The 16,331-nt window shown below is 43.7% G+C and carries 14 protein-coding genes and 3 rRNA genes; 1 reads left to right on the top strand and 16 read right to left on the bottom strand.

The window, feature by feature from the left end; translation table 11 throughout:
* Positions 1–44 precede the first annotated feature (44 nt).
* The gene (gene metG, locus QNI29_RS00285; RefSeq protein WP_231419866.1) at positions 45–2,003 is read right to left on the bottom strand and encodes a methionine--tRNA ligase; all 1,959 of its coding nucleotides are present in this window, start codon (positions 2,001–2,003) and stop codon (positions 45–47) included.
* A 668-nt stretch (positions 2,004–2,671) separates the two neighbouring features.
* Here metG and QNI29_RS00280 point away from each other — a divergent pair.
* The gene (locus QNI29_RS00280) at positions 2,672–2,959 is read left to right on the top strand and encodes a transition state genes transcriptional regulator AbrB (RefSeq protein WP_036787243.1); all 288 of its coding nucleotides are present in this window, start codon (positions 2,672–2,674) and stop codon (positions 2,957–2,959) included.
* 52 nt (positions 2,960–3,011) lie between these two features.
* On the opposite strand, the gene rsmI is transcribed toward QNI29_RS00280, so the two are convergent.
* The 15 genes from rsmI to QNI29_RS00205 all read right to left on the bottom strand — a co-directional run bounded on the left by rsmI (position 3,012) and on the right by QNI29_RS00205 (position 16,312).
* Positions 3,012–3,884: a 16S rRNA (cytidine(1402)-2'-O)-methyltransferase gene (gene rsmI, locus QNI29_RS00275; protein ID WP_231419865.1), complete on the bottom strand. Its 873-nt coding sequence runs from the start codon at positions 3,882–3,884 to the stop codon at positions 3,012–3,014.
* Positions 3,853–4,155, bottom strand: a complete 303-nt coding sequence (locus QNI29_RS00270; RefSeq protein WP_231419864.1) for a GIY-YIG nuclease family protein — start codon at positions 4,153–4,155, stop codon at positions 3,853–3,855. Before QNI29_RS00270 ends, rsmI begins: the two co-directional genes overlap by 32 nt.
* The gene (locus tag QNI29_RS00265; protein ID WP_231419863.1) at positions 4,145–4,888 is read right to left on the bottom strand and encodes a tRNA1(Val) (adenine(37)-N6)-methyltransferase; all 744 of its coding nucleotides are present in this window, start codon (positions 4,886–4,888) and stop codon (positions 4,145–4,147) included. Before QNI29_RS00265 ends, QNI29_RS00270 begins: the two co-directional genes overlap by 11 nt.
* A gap of 71 nt (positions 4,889–4,959) precedes the next feature.
* Positions 4,960–5,307 carry a DNA replication initiation control protein YabA gene (gene yabA, locus QNI29_RS00260; RefSeq protein ID WP_231419862.1) on the bottom strand — a complete coding sequence of 116 codons (348 nt, stop codon included), beginning with the start codon at positions 5,305–5,307 and terminating at the stop codon, positions 4,960–4,962.
* A 16-nt stretch (positions 5,308–5,323) separates the two neighbouring features.
* On the bottom strand, positions 5,324–6,151 hold the full coding sequence (locus QNI29_RS00255) for a PSP1 domain-containing protein (protein ID WP_231419861.1): 828 nt from the start codon (positions 6,149–6,151) through the stop codon (positions 5,324–5,326).
* Between the two features lie 4 nt (positions 6,152–6,155).
* On the bottom strand, positions 6,156–7,142 hold the full coding sequence (gene holB / locus QNI29_RS00250) for a DNA polymerase III subunit delta' (protein WP_231419860.1): 987 nt from the start codon (positions 7,140–7,142) through the stop codon (positions 6,156–6,158).
* A 13-nt stretch (positions 7,143–7,155) separates the two neighbouring features.
* The gene (locus tag QNI29_RS00245) at positions 7,156–7,596 is read right to left on the bottom strand and encodes a YaaR family protein (protein ID WP_231419859.1); all 441 of its coding nucleotides are present in this window, start codon (positions 7,594–7,596) and stop codon (positions 7,156–7,158) included.
* Positions 7,597–7,612: 16 nt separating this feature from the next.
* Positions 7,613–7,942 carry a cyclic di-AMP receptor DarA gene (locus QNI29_RS00240; RefSeq protein WP_231419858.1) on the bottom strand — a complete coding sequence of 110 codons (330 nt, stop codon included), beginning with the start codon at positions 7,940–7,942 and terminating at the stop codon, positions 7,613–7,615.
* A gap of 74 nt (positions 7,943–8,016) precedes the next feature.
* Entirely contained in the window at positions 8,017–8,640 is a 624-nt protein-coding gene (gene tmk, locus QNI29_RS00235) for a dTMP kinase (RefSeq protein ID WP_231419901.1), read from the bottom strand.
* Positions 8,641–8,652: 12 nt separating this feature from the next.
* Positions 8,653–10,104 (bottom strand): aminotransferase class I/II-fold pyridoxal phosphate-dependent enzyme, encoded by a 1,452-nt coding sequence (locus QNI29_RS00230; protein ID WP_231419857.1) that lies wholly within the window; start codon positions 10,102–10,104, stop codon positions 8,653–8,655.
* 81 nt (positions 10,105–10,185) lie between these two features.
* On the bottom strand, positions 10,186–10,380 hold the full coding sequence (locus QNI29_RS00225; protein ID WP_231419900.1) for a sigma factor G inhibitor Gin: 195 nt from the start codon (positions 10,378–10,380) through the stop codon (positions 10,186–10,188).
* Positions 10,381–10,609: 229 nt separating this feature from the next.
* Positions 10,610–10,725: ribosomal RNA gene (gene rrf / locus QNI29_RS00220) — 5S ribosomal RNA — on the bottom strand.
* 185 nt (positions 10,726–10,910) lie between these two features.
* Positions 10,911–13,825: ribosomal RNA gene (locus tag QNI29_RS00215) — 23S ribosomal RNA — on the bottom strand.
* A gap of 213 nt (positions 13,826–14,038) precedes the next feature.
* A 16S ribosomal RNA gene (locus QNI29_RS00210) occupies positions 14,039–15,601 on the bottom strand.
* The 16S, 23S and 5S rRNA genes sit together here, the layout of an rRNA operon.
* A gap of 447 nt (positions 15,602–16,048) precedes the next feature.
* Complete coding sequence (locus QNI29_RS00205) at positions 16,049–16,312, bottom strand: pro-sigmaK processing inhibitor BofA family protein (protein ID WP_231419381.1); 264 nt, start codon at positions 16,310–16,312, stop codon at positions 16,049–16,051.
* Between the last annotated feature and the right edge of the window lie 19 nt (positions 16,313–16,331).

The raw sequence follows: 16,331 nt of genomic DNA, 5'->3' as shown, positions 1-16,331 counted from the left end.
AAAAAAGGGCACCCTACTTGTATAGAGTACCCTTAACGTTCTAGTTATTTAACTTTTGTTCCATTTGGAAGGCTTTGATCTACTGAAGCAAGAGAAAGTGTGCCTTGCTCGTCTTCTCCGGCCAACACCATACCCTGAGAAAGTTCTCCTCGTAATTTAACAGGCTTCAAATTCGTTACACATATGACTTTCTTCCCTATTAAATCTTCTGGCGTATAGTGTTTCGCAATTCCTGAAACGACCTGACGTTGTTCGTTCCCTAAATCAAGTTGCAAACGTAGAAGCTTATCTGCTTTCGGATGCTTATCTGCCTCGACAACTTCAGCAACACGAAGATCCACTTTTAAGAAATCATCAATTCCGATTTCTTCAGACCCCTCTTCTTCTTCCTTTTCTTCCTCTTCAGGAGCCGGAGTGCCACCTTTCATCATGTTTTTGATGATTTGTGTTTCCTCTTCCGTTTCAAGACGCGGGAAGATAGGTTGGCCTTTTTGAACTTTTGTTCCGGCTGGAATGATACCTACTGTATTTAAACTTTCCCACTTCGCATAGCGCTCGTCCTCAATGCCAAGTTGTTCAAACATAAGTTTTGGAGTGCGCGTCATAAATGGCTGCAGCATTACCGCAATATGGCGAAGGGATTCCGCCAAGTGGGCCATCACATTACCAAGACGCTCTTTTTTATTTTCATCCTTAGCCAGTACCCAAGGAGTTGTTTCATCAATATACTTATTTGTACGGCTAACAAATGCCCAAAGACTTGAAAGCGCCACAGAGAACTCCATATGGTCCATAGCCTGTTCAACTTTCTCTTTTGTTTCTTTAGCAAACGTCTCTAAGGAGACATCAACATCCTCCTGACCAGCTTCGAACGCTGGAATTTCCCCATCAAAGTATTTGCTAATCATTGCTACCGTACGGTTTAGAAGGTTACCAAGGTCATTCGCTAGATCGTAGTTTGTACGCTCCACAAATCCTTCTGGTGTGAATACCCCGTCTGAACCAAACGGCACTTCACGAAGCAAGTAGTAACGTAAAGAATCTAGTCCGTAACGGTCAATTAAATCAACAGGGTCCACAACGTTTCCTTTTGATTTAGACATCTTTCCATCTTTCATTAAGATCCAACCATGGGCAAATACCTGCTTTGGTAAAGGCAGATCAAGAGCCATCAGCATAATTGGCCAGTAAATCGTGTGGAAGCGAACGATCTCCTTACTCATAAGGTGGACGTTAGCCGGCCAGTACTTCTGATAACGTTGGTCATGTTCTGTACCGTACCCTAAAGCTGTAATGTAGTTACTTAGAGCATCAATCCAAACATAGATTACGTGTTTTGGATCTCCTGGTACTTTAACACCCCAGTCGAAGGTTGTACGAGAGATAGCTAAATCTTCAAGACCTGGCTTAATAAAATTATTAATCATTTCATTTTTTCTGCTCTCAGGCTGAATGAAATGAGGGTTTTCTTCGTAAAATTTTAATAAGTCATCAACGTATTTGCTCATTTTGAAGAAGTAGGATTCTTCTTTTACTTTTTCTACTTTGTTTCCGCAATCCGGACAATGTCCATCGTCTAACTGTCGCTCTGTAAAGAATGACTCACACGATGTACAGTACCACCCTTCATATTCATCAAGGTAGATATCGCCCTTCTCAAGAAGACGATTAAAGATTTTCTCAACGACATCTGTATGGCGCTTCTCTGTTGTACGGATAAAGTCATCAATAGAGATGTCCATCTTATCCCAAAGACTTTGAATACCACTTACAATGTCATCCACATAAGCTTGTGGGGTTACCCCTTTTTCATCTGCTTTTCGCTGAATTTTTTGGCCATGCTCATCTGTACCCGTTAAGTACATCACATCGTACCCTTGTAAACGTTTATAACGCGCAATTGCATCACCGGCTACTGTTGTGTAGGCATGTCCGATATGCAAGTTCCCACTAGGATAATAGATCGGTGTCGTAATATAAAAGGTCTTATTTTCTTCCGTCATGGAATCCCCTCCTATTTAATATATGTAGAACAACTCTCAATTGAGATGAGAGAGATCACTTCTATAAAGTTAATAAAGCATACCTTTCTATTTTATCGGTTCATAAGCATTATTTCCATTCCTAACAAAAAACTATACAAAAACATCCCCTATTTAATCAAGAAAACTACTTTATTTCCATTTATAATCACGTTTTTTACCTTACCTCCTGGATTCCTAACAGAGGTCGGTTCGCCAAACCTTCCCACATGGACAGCTCGATCAAGCAAATCATTCGATTAAGGGGAAATAACATAGGGTAAAAAGACTTATAAGTAATCGCTTCACATTCTTTTATAAAGGAGGGTAGAGATCATTAAGTCTTCCACCGACCTTAAGGGAATAAAGTTTTATCATTGACCCCCCAAATAGGTCGAATGGTGTCGAAAATTTATAACAGCTGTATGCGATGTTGTTTCCTTTTAATTGAAAAAGTTAAGAAACAATAACAGCCCTAGGAAAATTCTCCTTATTTAGTGGTTTACTTGTTTTATATTTGTTAATTTTTTGTTGTATTTGGCAAATAAAAGAATTGACATCCATGGGAATCACTGGTACTATATGAGGTATAGAATGTCGAAACATGACGAAGATAAAGAAAAATATTTTGAGTGAGAGGAGCAATACACATGAAATCAACTGGTATTGTACGTAAAGTAGACGAACTGGGTCGCGTGGTAATTCCTATCGAATTACGCCGTACTCTAGGAATCAATGAAAAGGATGCGCTTGAAATCTACGTGGATGACGATCGCATCGTATTAAAAAAATACAAGCCTAACATGACTTGTCACGTTACAGGTGAGGTTTCTGAGAGCAACATGAGCCTTGCTAACGGAAAATTAGTTCTTAGCCCAGAAGGTGCAAAAGAATTAATGAACGAGATTCAAAATAGCTTAAATAACAAAGTAGACTAATATAGAGATAAAAAAGAGACGACAAACCCCCGCGGTAAGCGGGGGTTTTTTATTACGTATGATAAGCTTGGTAAACATCTCTCTTAGAGATTTTTCGATCCAGTGCCACCTGTTTAATAGAGTCCTTTGATGACTTTCCCTCTTCTATATAGCGTTCGACATGCTCCTCAAGGGATAAATTATCCCACCAGTTGGTCTCACTGTCTTCTTCTTCACCCGTGCTACCTTCAACAATAATACAAAACTCACCGCGAACCTGTTCAGATTGAGCCCAATCTAATACTTCAGAAGCTGTTCCTCTGATATATTCCTCATATTTTTTGGTTAACTCACGAGCTAATACGACTTGCCTATCACCAAACCCTTCATGTAAGGCCTTTAACATTTCTTTCAAACGATGAGGAGACTCATAAAAAACAAGCGTCTGCGCACTCTTGCTTAACCTTTCAAGTTCCTCTTTCCGATCTTTCTTCTTACGAGGTAAAAAGCCATAGAAAGAAAAACGAGTCGTATCTAAACCTGAACCAACTAGGGCACAAAGAGCAGCATTTGCACCAGGCAGTACAATAACCGAAATGTCCTCTTCTATCGCACGCTTTACGATCTCAAAACCCGGGTCAGATACTCCAGGCATTCCTGCATCACTCACAATGGCTATTTTCTTTCCATTCTGCAATGCTTCTAAAAGGTGCGCTTCCCGGTTAAACTTATTATGTTCGTGATAGCTAGTAAGGGGGGTATGCAAGTCGAAATGAGTTAATAATTTCTTCGTTTGCCTCGTATCTTCTGCTGCAATTTCATCCACTTCTCCTAAGATGCGCAAAGCCCGATACGTAATATCTTCTAAATTACCAATGGGTGTAGGGACAATATAAAGTTCTCCCTGCTGATCTTCAGGATTTTGAAAGCTTTTTTGAGTCTTCATGATCTGCCATACCTTTCTGATCTGAATTAATAAGTCGTTCTTTTTGAATACGTGTCAGCTGCTTGATTCGATACTCTTCACGCAAGGCCTCACGCTTTGAAGAAAAAGAAGCGCAATAAAGGAGAGTGAAAGGCCCACGTCCTCTCGTATATTTTGCCCCTTTCCCTTCCTCATGCATACGTAAGCGATTCTCTAAGTGATTTGTGTAGCCCGTGTAGATTGTGTTGTCTTTACAACGGAGCATATAAACCGTATGTTCATTATTCTCCATAGAGAATCTTCCTCATCTCGTCCGAGTACTCCCCGTTTTCTTGATAGATATAGAGTGGAGGTAAAACTTTAAGATCTGGCTTCCCGTCTCGCGCTCCTTCTATTAAAACCATATTCGCCTCTTTACCTGGCTTAGGATAGACAAGTTGAATTCGTTTAGGCTCTACCTGATACTTGCGGTAAAGAGAAATTAAATCCGGAAGACGACCAGGCCGATGAACCATGGAGATCTTTCCTCCTGACTTCGTTAAGCGACTGCACGCCCAGACAACATCTTCCAACGTACAGTAAATCTCATGTCGGGCAATCGCTAAATGTTCATTCTCATTTTTATAGTCATCTTTTGGAGTAGGAAAGTAAGGGGGATTACAGGTAACCAAATCAAATTGACCATTCCCTAATTCAGAAGGCATCTCCTTAAGATCCCCATGGACAAACTGAATCTGGCCCTCTAACCCATTCAATGCGGTATTTCGTACAGCCATATCATATAAGCGCTCTTGGAGCTCTACGCCTGTAATGGAAGCACGGGACCGATTACTCAAAAAGAAAGGGATAACACCGTTCCCTGTGCAAAGATCCAGAATCCTCCCTCTCTTAATCGGCACATACGTAAATTTTGCAAGCAAAACAGCATCTAACGAAAAAGCGAAAACACTGGGGCTTTGTATGATACGTAAATTCTCTTCTGCTAATAAAAAATCAATTCGTTCATCTCCATGTAAGTTTACCATGGGTGGTTCACTCCCTTATTCATCCGTAAAGATAAATAGAGAGGCTGTTCCGTTTGGACCAGCCTCTAACATTACTTCTTTTTATTTAAAAATGATAGGCAAAATAAGCAATCTTCATCCCTGGGACTCCCAAAATGGAGGTTACAGATATGGAAACCCTCTTCGTACAAACGAGCAAGGTTATCATATCCTTCACCTACCAAAGCTCCCTTTGCTTCGGATTGTTTTGACTCGCTTTGTTCAGAATGTTCATGATCTTGCTCAAGACGTTGCCTTAGGTGGTGGTTCTCCACGGATAAGTGCTGATTCTCTTCTAACAGCTCCACCAGTTGTTTCTTTAGATCCCCTAATTGTTGATAGAGTTGTCCGATTTGTTCTTCCATATGTGATACTTGCTCAAATACTTCTTTTTTATTCACGCTTACATCCACCCCATTATTCTGTGGCTTGCGTTGGTACTGCACCTTCTTGAATGAGCTCTTCTAGCGTATATTCAATAACTCGTTCTTGATCAGGGATTTCTATTTGAATAACACGTTCAAGGATGTTTAAGCCAACGACCTTGCCGGGGCCATGTGGTGTCCGAATATCTTCCCCAATATCAGGAAGTTCCTTCTTCGCTGTTTCGTAATCATCATTCTCATACTTCAAACAGCACATAAGGCGACCACACAAGCCTGAAATTTTCGCAGGATTAAGCGATAGATTTTGATCTTTAGCCATCTTTATGGAAACCGGTTCAAAATCCCCTAAAAAGGTAGAACAACACAACATTCGGCCACAAGGACCTATGCCACCTAACATTTTCGCCTCGTCACGTACGCCGATTTGACGCAACTCGATCCGTGTTTTAAACACAGACGCCAGATCTTTCACAAGGTTACGGAAGTCTACACGACCATCTGCCGTAAAGTAAAAGATTACTTTATTTCGATCAAATGTATATTCCACATCTACAAGCTTCATATCTAGCTTATGTTGTATAATCTTATCAGCACAAACGTCAAATGCCTCTTTCGCATTTTGTTTGTTCTCTGTTACAACTAATTTATCTTTTTCATCCGCAATTCGGATGACTTTCTTAAGCGGTAAGACAATATCCTCTTCATCCACCTGTTTACTCGAAATCACGACTTTACCGAATTCGATTCCTCGAACGGTCTCAACTATTACATAATCGTCGTCTGTAATTTGGTAAGTATCCGGATCAAAATAATAAATCTTTCCCGCCTGCTTGAAACGTACACCAACTACTTCAACCATTCAATCACCTCTGTATTTGAAGCGTGAGTTGTTCCATCACCAGGGTTGGGTGAACATTTGATATTAGCTTACGTTTTGCCTCTAAAATATAGGTCAAAGCATTCGTAGCAAATGGCTTCGACCATGTATAGGAGCTTGTACGAATGCGCTCCCTTTCTGTAATAAAAACAATAGAAGACTCAAGTCCGATATGTTCGTACACTAAGTCCTTAAACCATAAGGAAAGAAGATCTAAACCTTGATTTAAGGCATCCCGGTCTTTAAAATGAGCCATCCATTGATTGTTAACAAATAATAAAGCCTCGCTGGGTTTTTCCTGAAGGACTTCAATTAATTGTATCACTAACTTTCTCGCATTCGCAAACCAGTCATCACGATTCATTTCAAGAGCATCATCTATGTTATTGGTTAGAGCACTCAATAAACGAGCTGAAGATTCGGATACCCCTTCTTGAATTAAACGCTTCGTTACATTTTCCGCGTTTAGTGGCTGAAAAGCCATGATCTGACATCTTGAACGAATCGTATCAAGCAGCGCCTGACCATTTTCAGTAAGAAGCATCGCGACAGTTTGACGATTAGGCTCTTCGAGAAACTTAAGCAATCGGTTCGCTGCATTGGCTGTCATTTTATCAGCGTCTTCTACAATGTATACCTTTTGATTCGATTCTAACCCCGTATAGGTAAACTCTTTCTGTAAATGAAGAATCTGTTCTTTCTTAATTGATTGACCCTCTGGTTGTATAACGTGTACATCCGGATGATTACCGGAGTCGATGCGAATACAATCCTTACATGTTTGACAAGGTTCTACTCCTTCACGGAACTGACAAAAGAAACTTTTGGCAAACAATAAACTCATCTCTAGTTTCCCTGTCCCCCTAGAACCTTGAAATAAATAAGCGTGAGAGATGCGATCTTTTTGAATACTGTTGGTTAACATTTTCGTAACCATTGGCTGAACCTCGATCATATCGGCCCACTTGTTCATTCCTGTCACGACCTTACGTATATAAGTTCACTAATAAACCTTTAATTTCTCCAATAATACCTAAGACATCAATGGATTTTTTCTCTTGGTTCATTACTTCATCTGTTAACTCAGTTAACTTGTCATCCACAGACTTCACGAGTGTAAGCTTTCTACTTTGACCATCCATATTCCAGCTGTGGGACTGATTTAAATTCATTCCATACTGAACAGCTTCCTGCACAAATGACTTTACAAGGCGCTTGTATCTGGCTAAGTCCTTAAATGAACGAAAGCGCGCAACTTTCTCACCTTGTTTCGTAATATCTCCCATTAAGCGATGCAATTCCTGCTGACGCATCTTGTGCGATTCAGACTGAACCATCTGGTCAAAGCCTTTGGCACCATTAGAGTTCGGTCTCATATTCTTTTGAGCAGAATCCATTTGTGACCTTAAGTCTTGACCGATCTTCACGTCATCATCTCCTTAATTAAAATTGAAAGAATGAATCTACAGGAAGCACAAATACAGTAGCGCCTCCGACTTCTACTTTCACAGGTTTCGGGATATAGGAATCCGCATTTCCGCCCATTGGGGAGATAGGGGCTACCATTTGTTCACGTTGGCTGCAGTTATCACGAATAATATCTAAAACATCGTCCACATGATGGTCTTCACAACCGATCATTAATGTTGTGTTCCCCTCTTTTAAAAAACCACCTGTTGTTGATAATTTTGTTGTTTTATATTGATGATCAGCTAATGCGTTCGTTAACCGATTGCTATCTTTATCCTGTAAAACCGCCACAATCATTTTCATGACGATATCCTCCTTACTAAAACCCATTTGTACCCTATTATAACAAGAATTTTTCAAGTTACGAAGTGCATCTGTTAAATAGCGGAAGAAACTTTTTGATAAGCTGCTTCTATAACCTTATCTAAAGATTGATCTGCATTAATAGGTTGAATGCGGTTTGGGTATTGCTCCAGTAACATTCCGTATGCTTCATAGACCGTATGATGGAAGCGAAGGTGCTCCAAGTCTAAGCGATTTTGTTCCCTGCCTTTGTTCCGGGCAATTCGTTCTAACCCTCTTTCAGGCGTAATATCGAAGAACAACGTTAAATGAGGCATATACCCTTCTATAGCAAACTCATTAATGCGTTGTACTTCTTCGATCCCTAACCCTCTTGCATGGCCTTGATAAGCTAGGCTACTATCAATAAACCGGTCACAGAGTACAATTTTTCCTTCATTTAATGCCGGAACAACTTTCTCCACTAAATGCTGCCTCCTCGCAGCTGCATATAGCAACGCTTCCGTTCGCCCATCCATTGTAATATGCGATGGATCAAGAATGACTTGGCGAATTTTCTCTGCGATATCAATTCCACCAGGCTCTCTTGTCATAACAACATCATATCCTTCTTGAAGAAGGCGCTCTCCCACGGCTTTTAGAACCGTTGACTTCCCAGCCCCTTCTCCTCCTTCAAAAGTTACAAACGTTCCCTTCACTTTCATTCTCCTTTATTCTCTTTCTATATAAACGTGAATCCCTTTCCGATAAGCTGCTTCCCTCGTTTGGATGTGCTTCTCGTTTCGTATGAATTCACCCATACGTTCTACATGCCCTTTAAGGATACGTTCCCCCCTCATAATGAATGGAATACCAGGGGGATACGGAGTAACCGAGGAACTTGCTACTCGTCCAATAGCTAAGTGCCAAGGTACAAACTCCACCTCCATACCCTCTAATTCTTGATAAGAGTATGGGTTGGGTTGCACCATATTTATAACTGGATGAACGACTCTCTCTATTGTAGCATGGTTAAAATCGTACTTGTCTTTTAATTTAGATTCGACTCGCTTAAACAACCTGTTTAAATGAGCAACAGAATAATTAGGGGTCAAAGCTAGTGTGAATAGAATCTGTTGGCCCACCACTAACTCAGGATAAAGACCTTCCTCTTCTAAACACCCAGCAACCTCATCTGGGTCTAACCCCTCTCTTACAAGAAGTGTAACCTTGTACGGGTCATCTACCCCGTTTTCAAAAGGGAGGAGCGTCCATACGTCTGAATTGGAAAGTGAAAGGCGCAATTGATGAATCCAATCTAAACTAGCTTCTATATCTCTTTTATCTAAGTGAGCCAGGTAATGCCTTGCCAGGTCTAATGAAGCGAGTACTGGATAAGAAGGACTACTAGATTGAAACACTTGTAAATAGTGAGTCAATTTGCTGTTGTCTATCCTATTTGTACTAGTATGTAAAAAAGCCCCCATTGTCATAGCTGGAGCCATTTTATGAGCCGACTGGACCACTACGTCAGCCCCCAAATCCAAAGATGACATCGGGATGGAGGGGTGTTGTAGAGAGAAGTGAACCCCGTGAGCTTCATCTACTAATATAGGTATATCATAAGAGTGTGCTAGTTCAATGATCTCTTTCAAGTCAGACGTATGTCCAAAATAGTCTGGTGAGGTTACAATGAGTCCAGATACATCAGACTGCATGTTTAATGCCTCTTGTACTTCTTCTTTATGAAGACCTGTAAAGCGCTTATAGTTTTGCTCGTAGCGTGGAGAAATAAAAATAGACTTAGAACCTGCTAATTCTAAAGCATGCATAATGGATTTATGGCTGTTACGTTGTACAAGAAAAGGTTTTCCTTTCTTGTGCGCCGCAAGAATCATAGCTAGATTTCCAGAAGTACTGCCTCCTACTAAAAAGTAGGACGACTTAGCTTTAAACCACTCTGCTGTCAGCTGCTGCGCCTCTTTAATAATTCCATCAGGCTGATGAAGGTCATCTAAGCCAGTAATCTCCGTCATATCAATAGATAATATATTTTCAAAAAAAGGCTTGCCTGCATGAGGAATGACAGTCCCATTTTTATGACCAGGCACATGCATAGAAATGTAGTCTCGTTCAGCCCTCTCCTGTAGTGCTGTATATAATGGGGTTTGCGATTGCAACATAAGATAAACCCTCCTCATTCATGTAAAAAAGGTGCCAAGAAGGAATGACCTTTCCCTTCTAAACACCTTAGTATCACTATACTATGAATATTGCTTTGTTTGGGTTATATTTTTTAATTTCTTTAAGAAATACTGATACTGTTGATCTTCGGGAGACGTTTGAACAATTTCCCTCTCACAGTCCTTACATATAAATAAGTTATATAAATGAATGCCATTCTTTCTTCTGCACTCACACACACCACAAGTTTCATAGATTGATTGTTCTTCCTTCATATTCTCCACCTCCGTATGATTAGTGTGTCCCATGTAACCTAGTTTTATACGAATAGCTTTTATGATCTATGATAATGTACGTAAGATATTCAGTTTTGTGTTTGTACGGCTTGTTTTGTTTCCTGGACCGATTGAAGAAAGTTACTAATTTGAGGGGCTAGCCATTCATCTAAAAGCAATGTAAGGAATACAAAAAACCTCAAAGGATTATATCCTTTGAGGTTACGTTGCATGGCGGCGTCCTACTCTTGCGGGGGTGAAACCCCGACTACCATCGGCGCTGAAGAGCTTAACTTCTGTGTTCGGCATGGGAACAGGTGTGACCTCTTCGCCAAAACCGCCATACTATTGTTTTGTTGAAGGAGTACCTTCAAAACTAGATAAGAATTATGACATCGTGCCTTTTACGTTTTTACGTCTAGCTCCAGCTCCCAGACCCTAGCGTATAAGTCATCTTTTCTACAAAGGCTAAAGCCTTTTTCGAAAATCTGTCTTATCCGTACGGGTCTAGGCGGTCGCTTGCGCTTTTGTTAGTTAAGTCCTCGATTTATTAGTATCGGTCAGCTGCACGTGTCACCACGCTTCCACCTCCGACCTATCAACCTTGTCGTCTACAAGGAATCTTACTCACTCGAAGTGATGGGAAATCTCATCTCGAAGTGGGCTTCATGCTTAGATGCTTTCAGCACTTATCCCTTCCGCACGTAGCTACCCAGCTATGCTCCTGGCGGAACAACTGGTGCACCAGCGGTGCGTCCATCCCGGTCCTCTCGTACTAAGGACAGCTCTTCTCAAATTTCCAACGCCCACGACGGATAGGGACCGAACTGTCTCACGACGTTCTGAACCCAGCTCGCGTACCGCTTTAATGGGCGAACAGCCCAACCCTTGGGACCGACTACAGCCCCAGGATGCGATGAGCCGACATCGAGGTGCCAAACCTCCCCGTCGATGTGGACTCTTGGGGGAGATAAGCCTGTTATCCCCGGGGTAGCTTTTATCCGTTGAGCGACGGCCCTTCCATACGGCACCGCCGGATCACTAAGCCCGACTTTCGTCCCTGCTCGACTTGTAGGTCTCGCAGTCAAGCTCCCTTGTGCCTTTGCACTCTGCGAATGATTTCCAACCATTCTGAGGGAACCTTTGGGCGCCTCCGTTACTCTTTGGGAGGCGACCGCCCCAGTCAAACTGCCCACCTGACACTGTCTCCGGACCGGATCACGGTCCTGGGTTAGAATGTCAATACAGCCAGGGTGGTATCCCACGGATGCCTCCACCGAAGCTAGCGCTCCGGCATCGACGGCTCCCACCTATCCTGTACAAGCTGTACCAACATTCAATATCAGGCTACAGTAAAGCTCCACGGGGTCTTTCCGTCCTGTCGCGGGTAATGCGCATCTTCACGCATAGTATAATTTCACCGGGTCTCTTGTTGAGACAGTGCCCAATTCGTTGCACCTTTCGTGCGGGTCGGAACTTACCCGACAAGGAATTTCGCTACCTTAGGACCGTTATAGTTACGGCCGCCGTTTACTGGGGCTTCGGTTCAAAGCTTCGCTAATGCTAACTCATCCCCTTAACCTTCCAGCACCGGGCAGGTGTCAGCCCCTATACTTCACCTTTCGGTTTCGCAGAGACCTGTGTTTTTGCTAAACAGTCGATTGGGCCTTTTCACTGCGGCTCCTCCTATGAAGGAGCACCCCTTCTCCCGAAGTTACGGGGTCATTTTGCCGAGTTCCTTAACAAGAGTTCTCCCGATCACCTTAGGATACTCTCCTCGTCTACCTGTGTCGGTTTGCGGTACGGGCACCTCTTTCCTCACTAGAGGCTTTTCTTGGCAGTGTGAAATCAGGAACTTCGGTACTATAGTTCCCTCCCCATCACAGCTTGTGATTGATGCACGGATTTGCCTATGCATCTCACTCACTGCTTGGCCGCTCACATCCAGTGGAGCGGATTCCCTATCCTACTGCGTCCCCCCGTTGTTCAAACGGAAAGGAGGTGGTACAGGAATATCAACCTGTTATCCATCGCCTACGCCTTTCGGCCTCGGCTTAGGTCCCGACTAACCCTGAGCGGACGAGCCTTCCTCAGGAAACCTTAGACTTACGGTGGAAGAGATTCTCACTCTTCTTTCGCTACTCATACCGGCATTCTCACTTCTAAGCGCTCCACCAGTCCTTACGGTCTGACTTCACAGCACTTAGAACGCTCTCCTACCATTGTTCGTAAGAACAATCCACAGCTTCGGTGTTATGTTTAGCCCCGGTACATTTTCGGCGCAGAGTCACTCGACCAGTGAGCTATTACGCACTCTTTAAATGATGGCTGCTTCTAAGCCAACATCCTGGTTGTCTGAGCAACTCCACATCCTTTTCCACTTAACATAAACTTAGGGACCTTAGCTGGTGGTCTGGGCTGTTCCCCTCTCGACTACGGACCTTATCACTCGCAGTCTGACTCCCAAGGATGAGTCGTTGGCATTCGGAGTTTGACTGAATTCGGTAACCCGATGAGGGCCCCTAGTCCAATCAGTGCTCTACCTCCAAGACTCTTACCTTGAGGCTAGCCCTAAAGCTATTTCGGAGAGAACCAGCTATCTCCGTGTTCGATTGGCATTTCACCGCTACCCACACCTCATCCCCGCACTTTTCAACGTGCGTGGGTTCGGGCCTCCAGCCAGTGTTACCTGGCCTTCACCCTGGACATGGGTAGATCACACGGTTTCGGGTCTACGACCACATACTATTTCGCCCTATTCAGACTCGCTTTCGCTGCGGCTCCGATTTTTCATCTTAACCTTGCATGGGATCGTAACTCGCCGGTCCATTCTACAAAAGGTACGCTGTCACCCATTAACGGGCTCCAACTACTTGTAGGCACACGGTTTCAGGTTCTATTTCACTCCCCTCCCGGGGTGCTTTTCACCTTTCCCTCACGGTACTGGTTCACTATCGGTCACTAGGGAGTATTTAGCCTTGGGAGATGGTCCTCCCGGATTCCGACGGAATTCCTCGTGTTCCGCCGTACTCAGGATCCGCTCCGGAGGAAACAAGATTTTGACTACAGGGCCGTTACCTTCTTCGGCTGACCGTTCCAGATCATTCATCTATCTTGTTTCTTGGTAACTCCAATGGAGCGTCCTACAACCCCAGAGAGCAAGCTCTCTGGTTTGGGCTGTTTCCGTTTCGCTCGCCGCTACTCAGGAAATCGCGTTTGCTTTCTCTTCCTTCGGGTACTGAGATGTTTCAGTTCCCCGAGTCTACCTTCCTTAACCTATGAATTCAGTTAAGGATCCTACCCCATTACGGGTAGTGGGTTTCCCCATTCGGAAATCTCCGGATCATAGCCTACTTACGGCTCCCCGAAGCATATCGGTGTTAGTCCCGTCCTTCATCGGCTCCTAGTGCCAAGGCATCCACCGTGCGCCCTTATTCACTTAACTATCTAAAATCAATGTGAAAAGACGCATCATAATGATGCTTACGTTAAATCTAACGTTGGTTTGATGTCTAATTCTTATCTAGTTTTCAAGGTACTGTTTGAAAGCATTTGAGCTTCCAAAACCGAACGAAACGAACATGGTCAATGGTTTAATGGCACAATGTGTGCCTGCTAGCAAGTCCCGAAGGACTCGCTAGTTCCGTAATATCCTTAGAAAGGAGGTGATCCAGCCGCACCTTCCGATACGGCTACCTTGTTACGACTTCACCCCAATCATTGGCCCCACCTTCGGCGGCTGGCTCCAAAAAGGTTACCTCACCGACTTCGGGTGTTGCCAACTCTCGTGGTGTGACGGGCGGTGTGTACAAGGCCCGGGAACGTATTCACCGCAGTATGCTGACCTGCGATTACTAGCGATTCCGGCTTCATACAGGCGAGTTGCAGCCTGCAATCCGAACTGAGAATGGTTTTTTGAGATTTGCTTGACCTCGCGGTCTCGCGGCCCTCTGTACCATCCATTGTAGCACGTGTGTAGCCCAGGTCATAAGGGGCATGATGATTTGACGTCATCCCCGCCTTCCTCCGGTTTGTCACCGGCAGTCACCTTAGAGTGCCCAACTGAATGCTGGCAACTAAGATTAGGGGTTGCGCTCGTTGCGGGACTTAACCCAACATCTCACGACACGAGCTGACGACAACCATGCACCACCTGTCATTGCGTCCCCGAAGGGAACTCCCTATCTCTAGGGATAGCGCAAGATGTCAAGACCTGGTAAGGTTCTTCGCGTTGCTTCGAATTAAACCACATGCTCCACCGCTTGTGCGGGCCCCCGTCAATTCTTTTGAGTTTCAGCCTTGCGGCCGTACTCCCCAGGCGGAGTGCTTAATGCGTTAACTTCAGCACTAAGGGGCGGAAACCCCCTAACACCTAGCACTCAACGTTTACGGCGTGGACTACCAGGGTATCTAATCCTGTTTGCTACCCACGCTTTCGCGCCTCAGCGTCAGTTACAGACCAGAGAGTCGCCTTCGCCACTGGTGTTCCTCCACATCTCTACGCATTTCACCGCTACACGTGGAATTCCACTCTCCTCTTCTGTACTCAAGTTCCCCAGTTTCCAATGGCCCTCCACAGTTGAGCTGTGGGCTTTCACATCAGACTTAAGGAACCGCCTGCGCGCGCTTTACGCCCAATAATTCCGGACAACGCTTGCCACCTACGTATTACCGCGGCTGCTGGCACGTAGTTAGCCGTGGCTTTCTGGTTGGGTACCGTCAAGGTACCAGCATTTCCTCTGGCACTTGTTCTTCCCCAACAACAGAACTTTACGATCCGAAGACCTTCATCGTTCACGCGGCGTTGCTCCGTCAGACTTTCGTCCATTGCGGAAGATTCCCTACTGCTGCCTCCCGTAGGAGTCTGGGCCGTGTCTCAGTCCCAGTGTGGCCGATCACCCTCTCAGGTCGGCTACGCATCGTTGCCTTGGTAAGCCGTTACCTTACCAACTAGCTAATGCGCCGCGGGCCCATCCATGAGTGACGGCCGAAACCGCCTTTTACCAGTGAACCATGCAGTTCACTGGGTTATTCGGTATTAGCTCCGGTTTCCCGGAGTTATCCCGATCTCATGGGTAGGTTGCCCACGTGTTACTCACCCGTCCGCCGCTCGATCCACAACAATCACCCCGAAGGGATCATGTTGATTCACGCGCTCGACTTGCATGTATTAGGCACGCCGCCAGCGTTCGTCCTGAGCCAAGATCAAACTCTCCATAAAATGTGAGTCTGCCTAGCATCAAAATAAATGATTACTGGCTTTAAAAATCAATTTAAAGACATTGACGTTACATGTTGTTTCGTTCAGTTTTCAAAGATCAAATGTTTCATTGTTTAGTGCGCTTTTTAACAGCGACTTAATTATCTTAACATGTGGTTGTTTTTGAGTCAATAACTTTTTTGAAGTTTTTTTGATCTCTTTTTCAACCTCATTTCCGAATTTCTTTTATAGAATTGAAAAGCTTTTTCTAGTATAATTAGAAGTTCGCTTGCTTCGAAAATGTTGTTTTGTTTTGCCGCTCTCAATGCGACATAAATAAATATACCATGGTGTATTTACGAACGCAATGGTTTTCCTATATTTTTTTGGTTTTTTTATTAAAAAAGTACATAAACACAAGAAAAACCCGCTTTATGCGGGTTTTTCTTGTATTAGTATGATTTGCTATTACACAACAAATAATTGAATAGCAGCTAGTGAAGCTAAGCCAGGAAGTCCCAAGAATCCTGATATCATCGCTGTAAAAACATTAATCGGAATATGAACTCCTAATGAAGCACCAAATACATTAAAGAAGAATAAGAATAAAACTCCGATTACAACCTTAATTGCTCCATTCCCTAAATAACGCAAAGGCTTTAACGGAGCACCCGCTATTAACAACACACCGATCATGACTACAATACTTATCACAATAACTGTTGTATTCAAGAAAAAACCCCCTTTGCCT

The sequence above is a fragment of the Pontibacillus chungwhensis genome, from assembly GCF_030166655.1.
In the GTDB taxonomy this organism is placed as follows: Bacteria; Bacillota; Bacilli; order Bacillales; family BH030062; genus Pontibacillus.
This window is presented reverse-complemented; position numbering and strand designations above follow the sequence as displayed.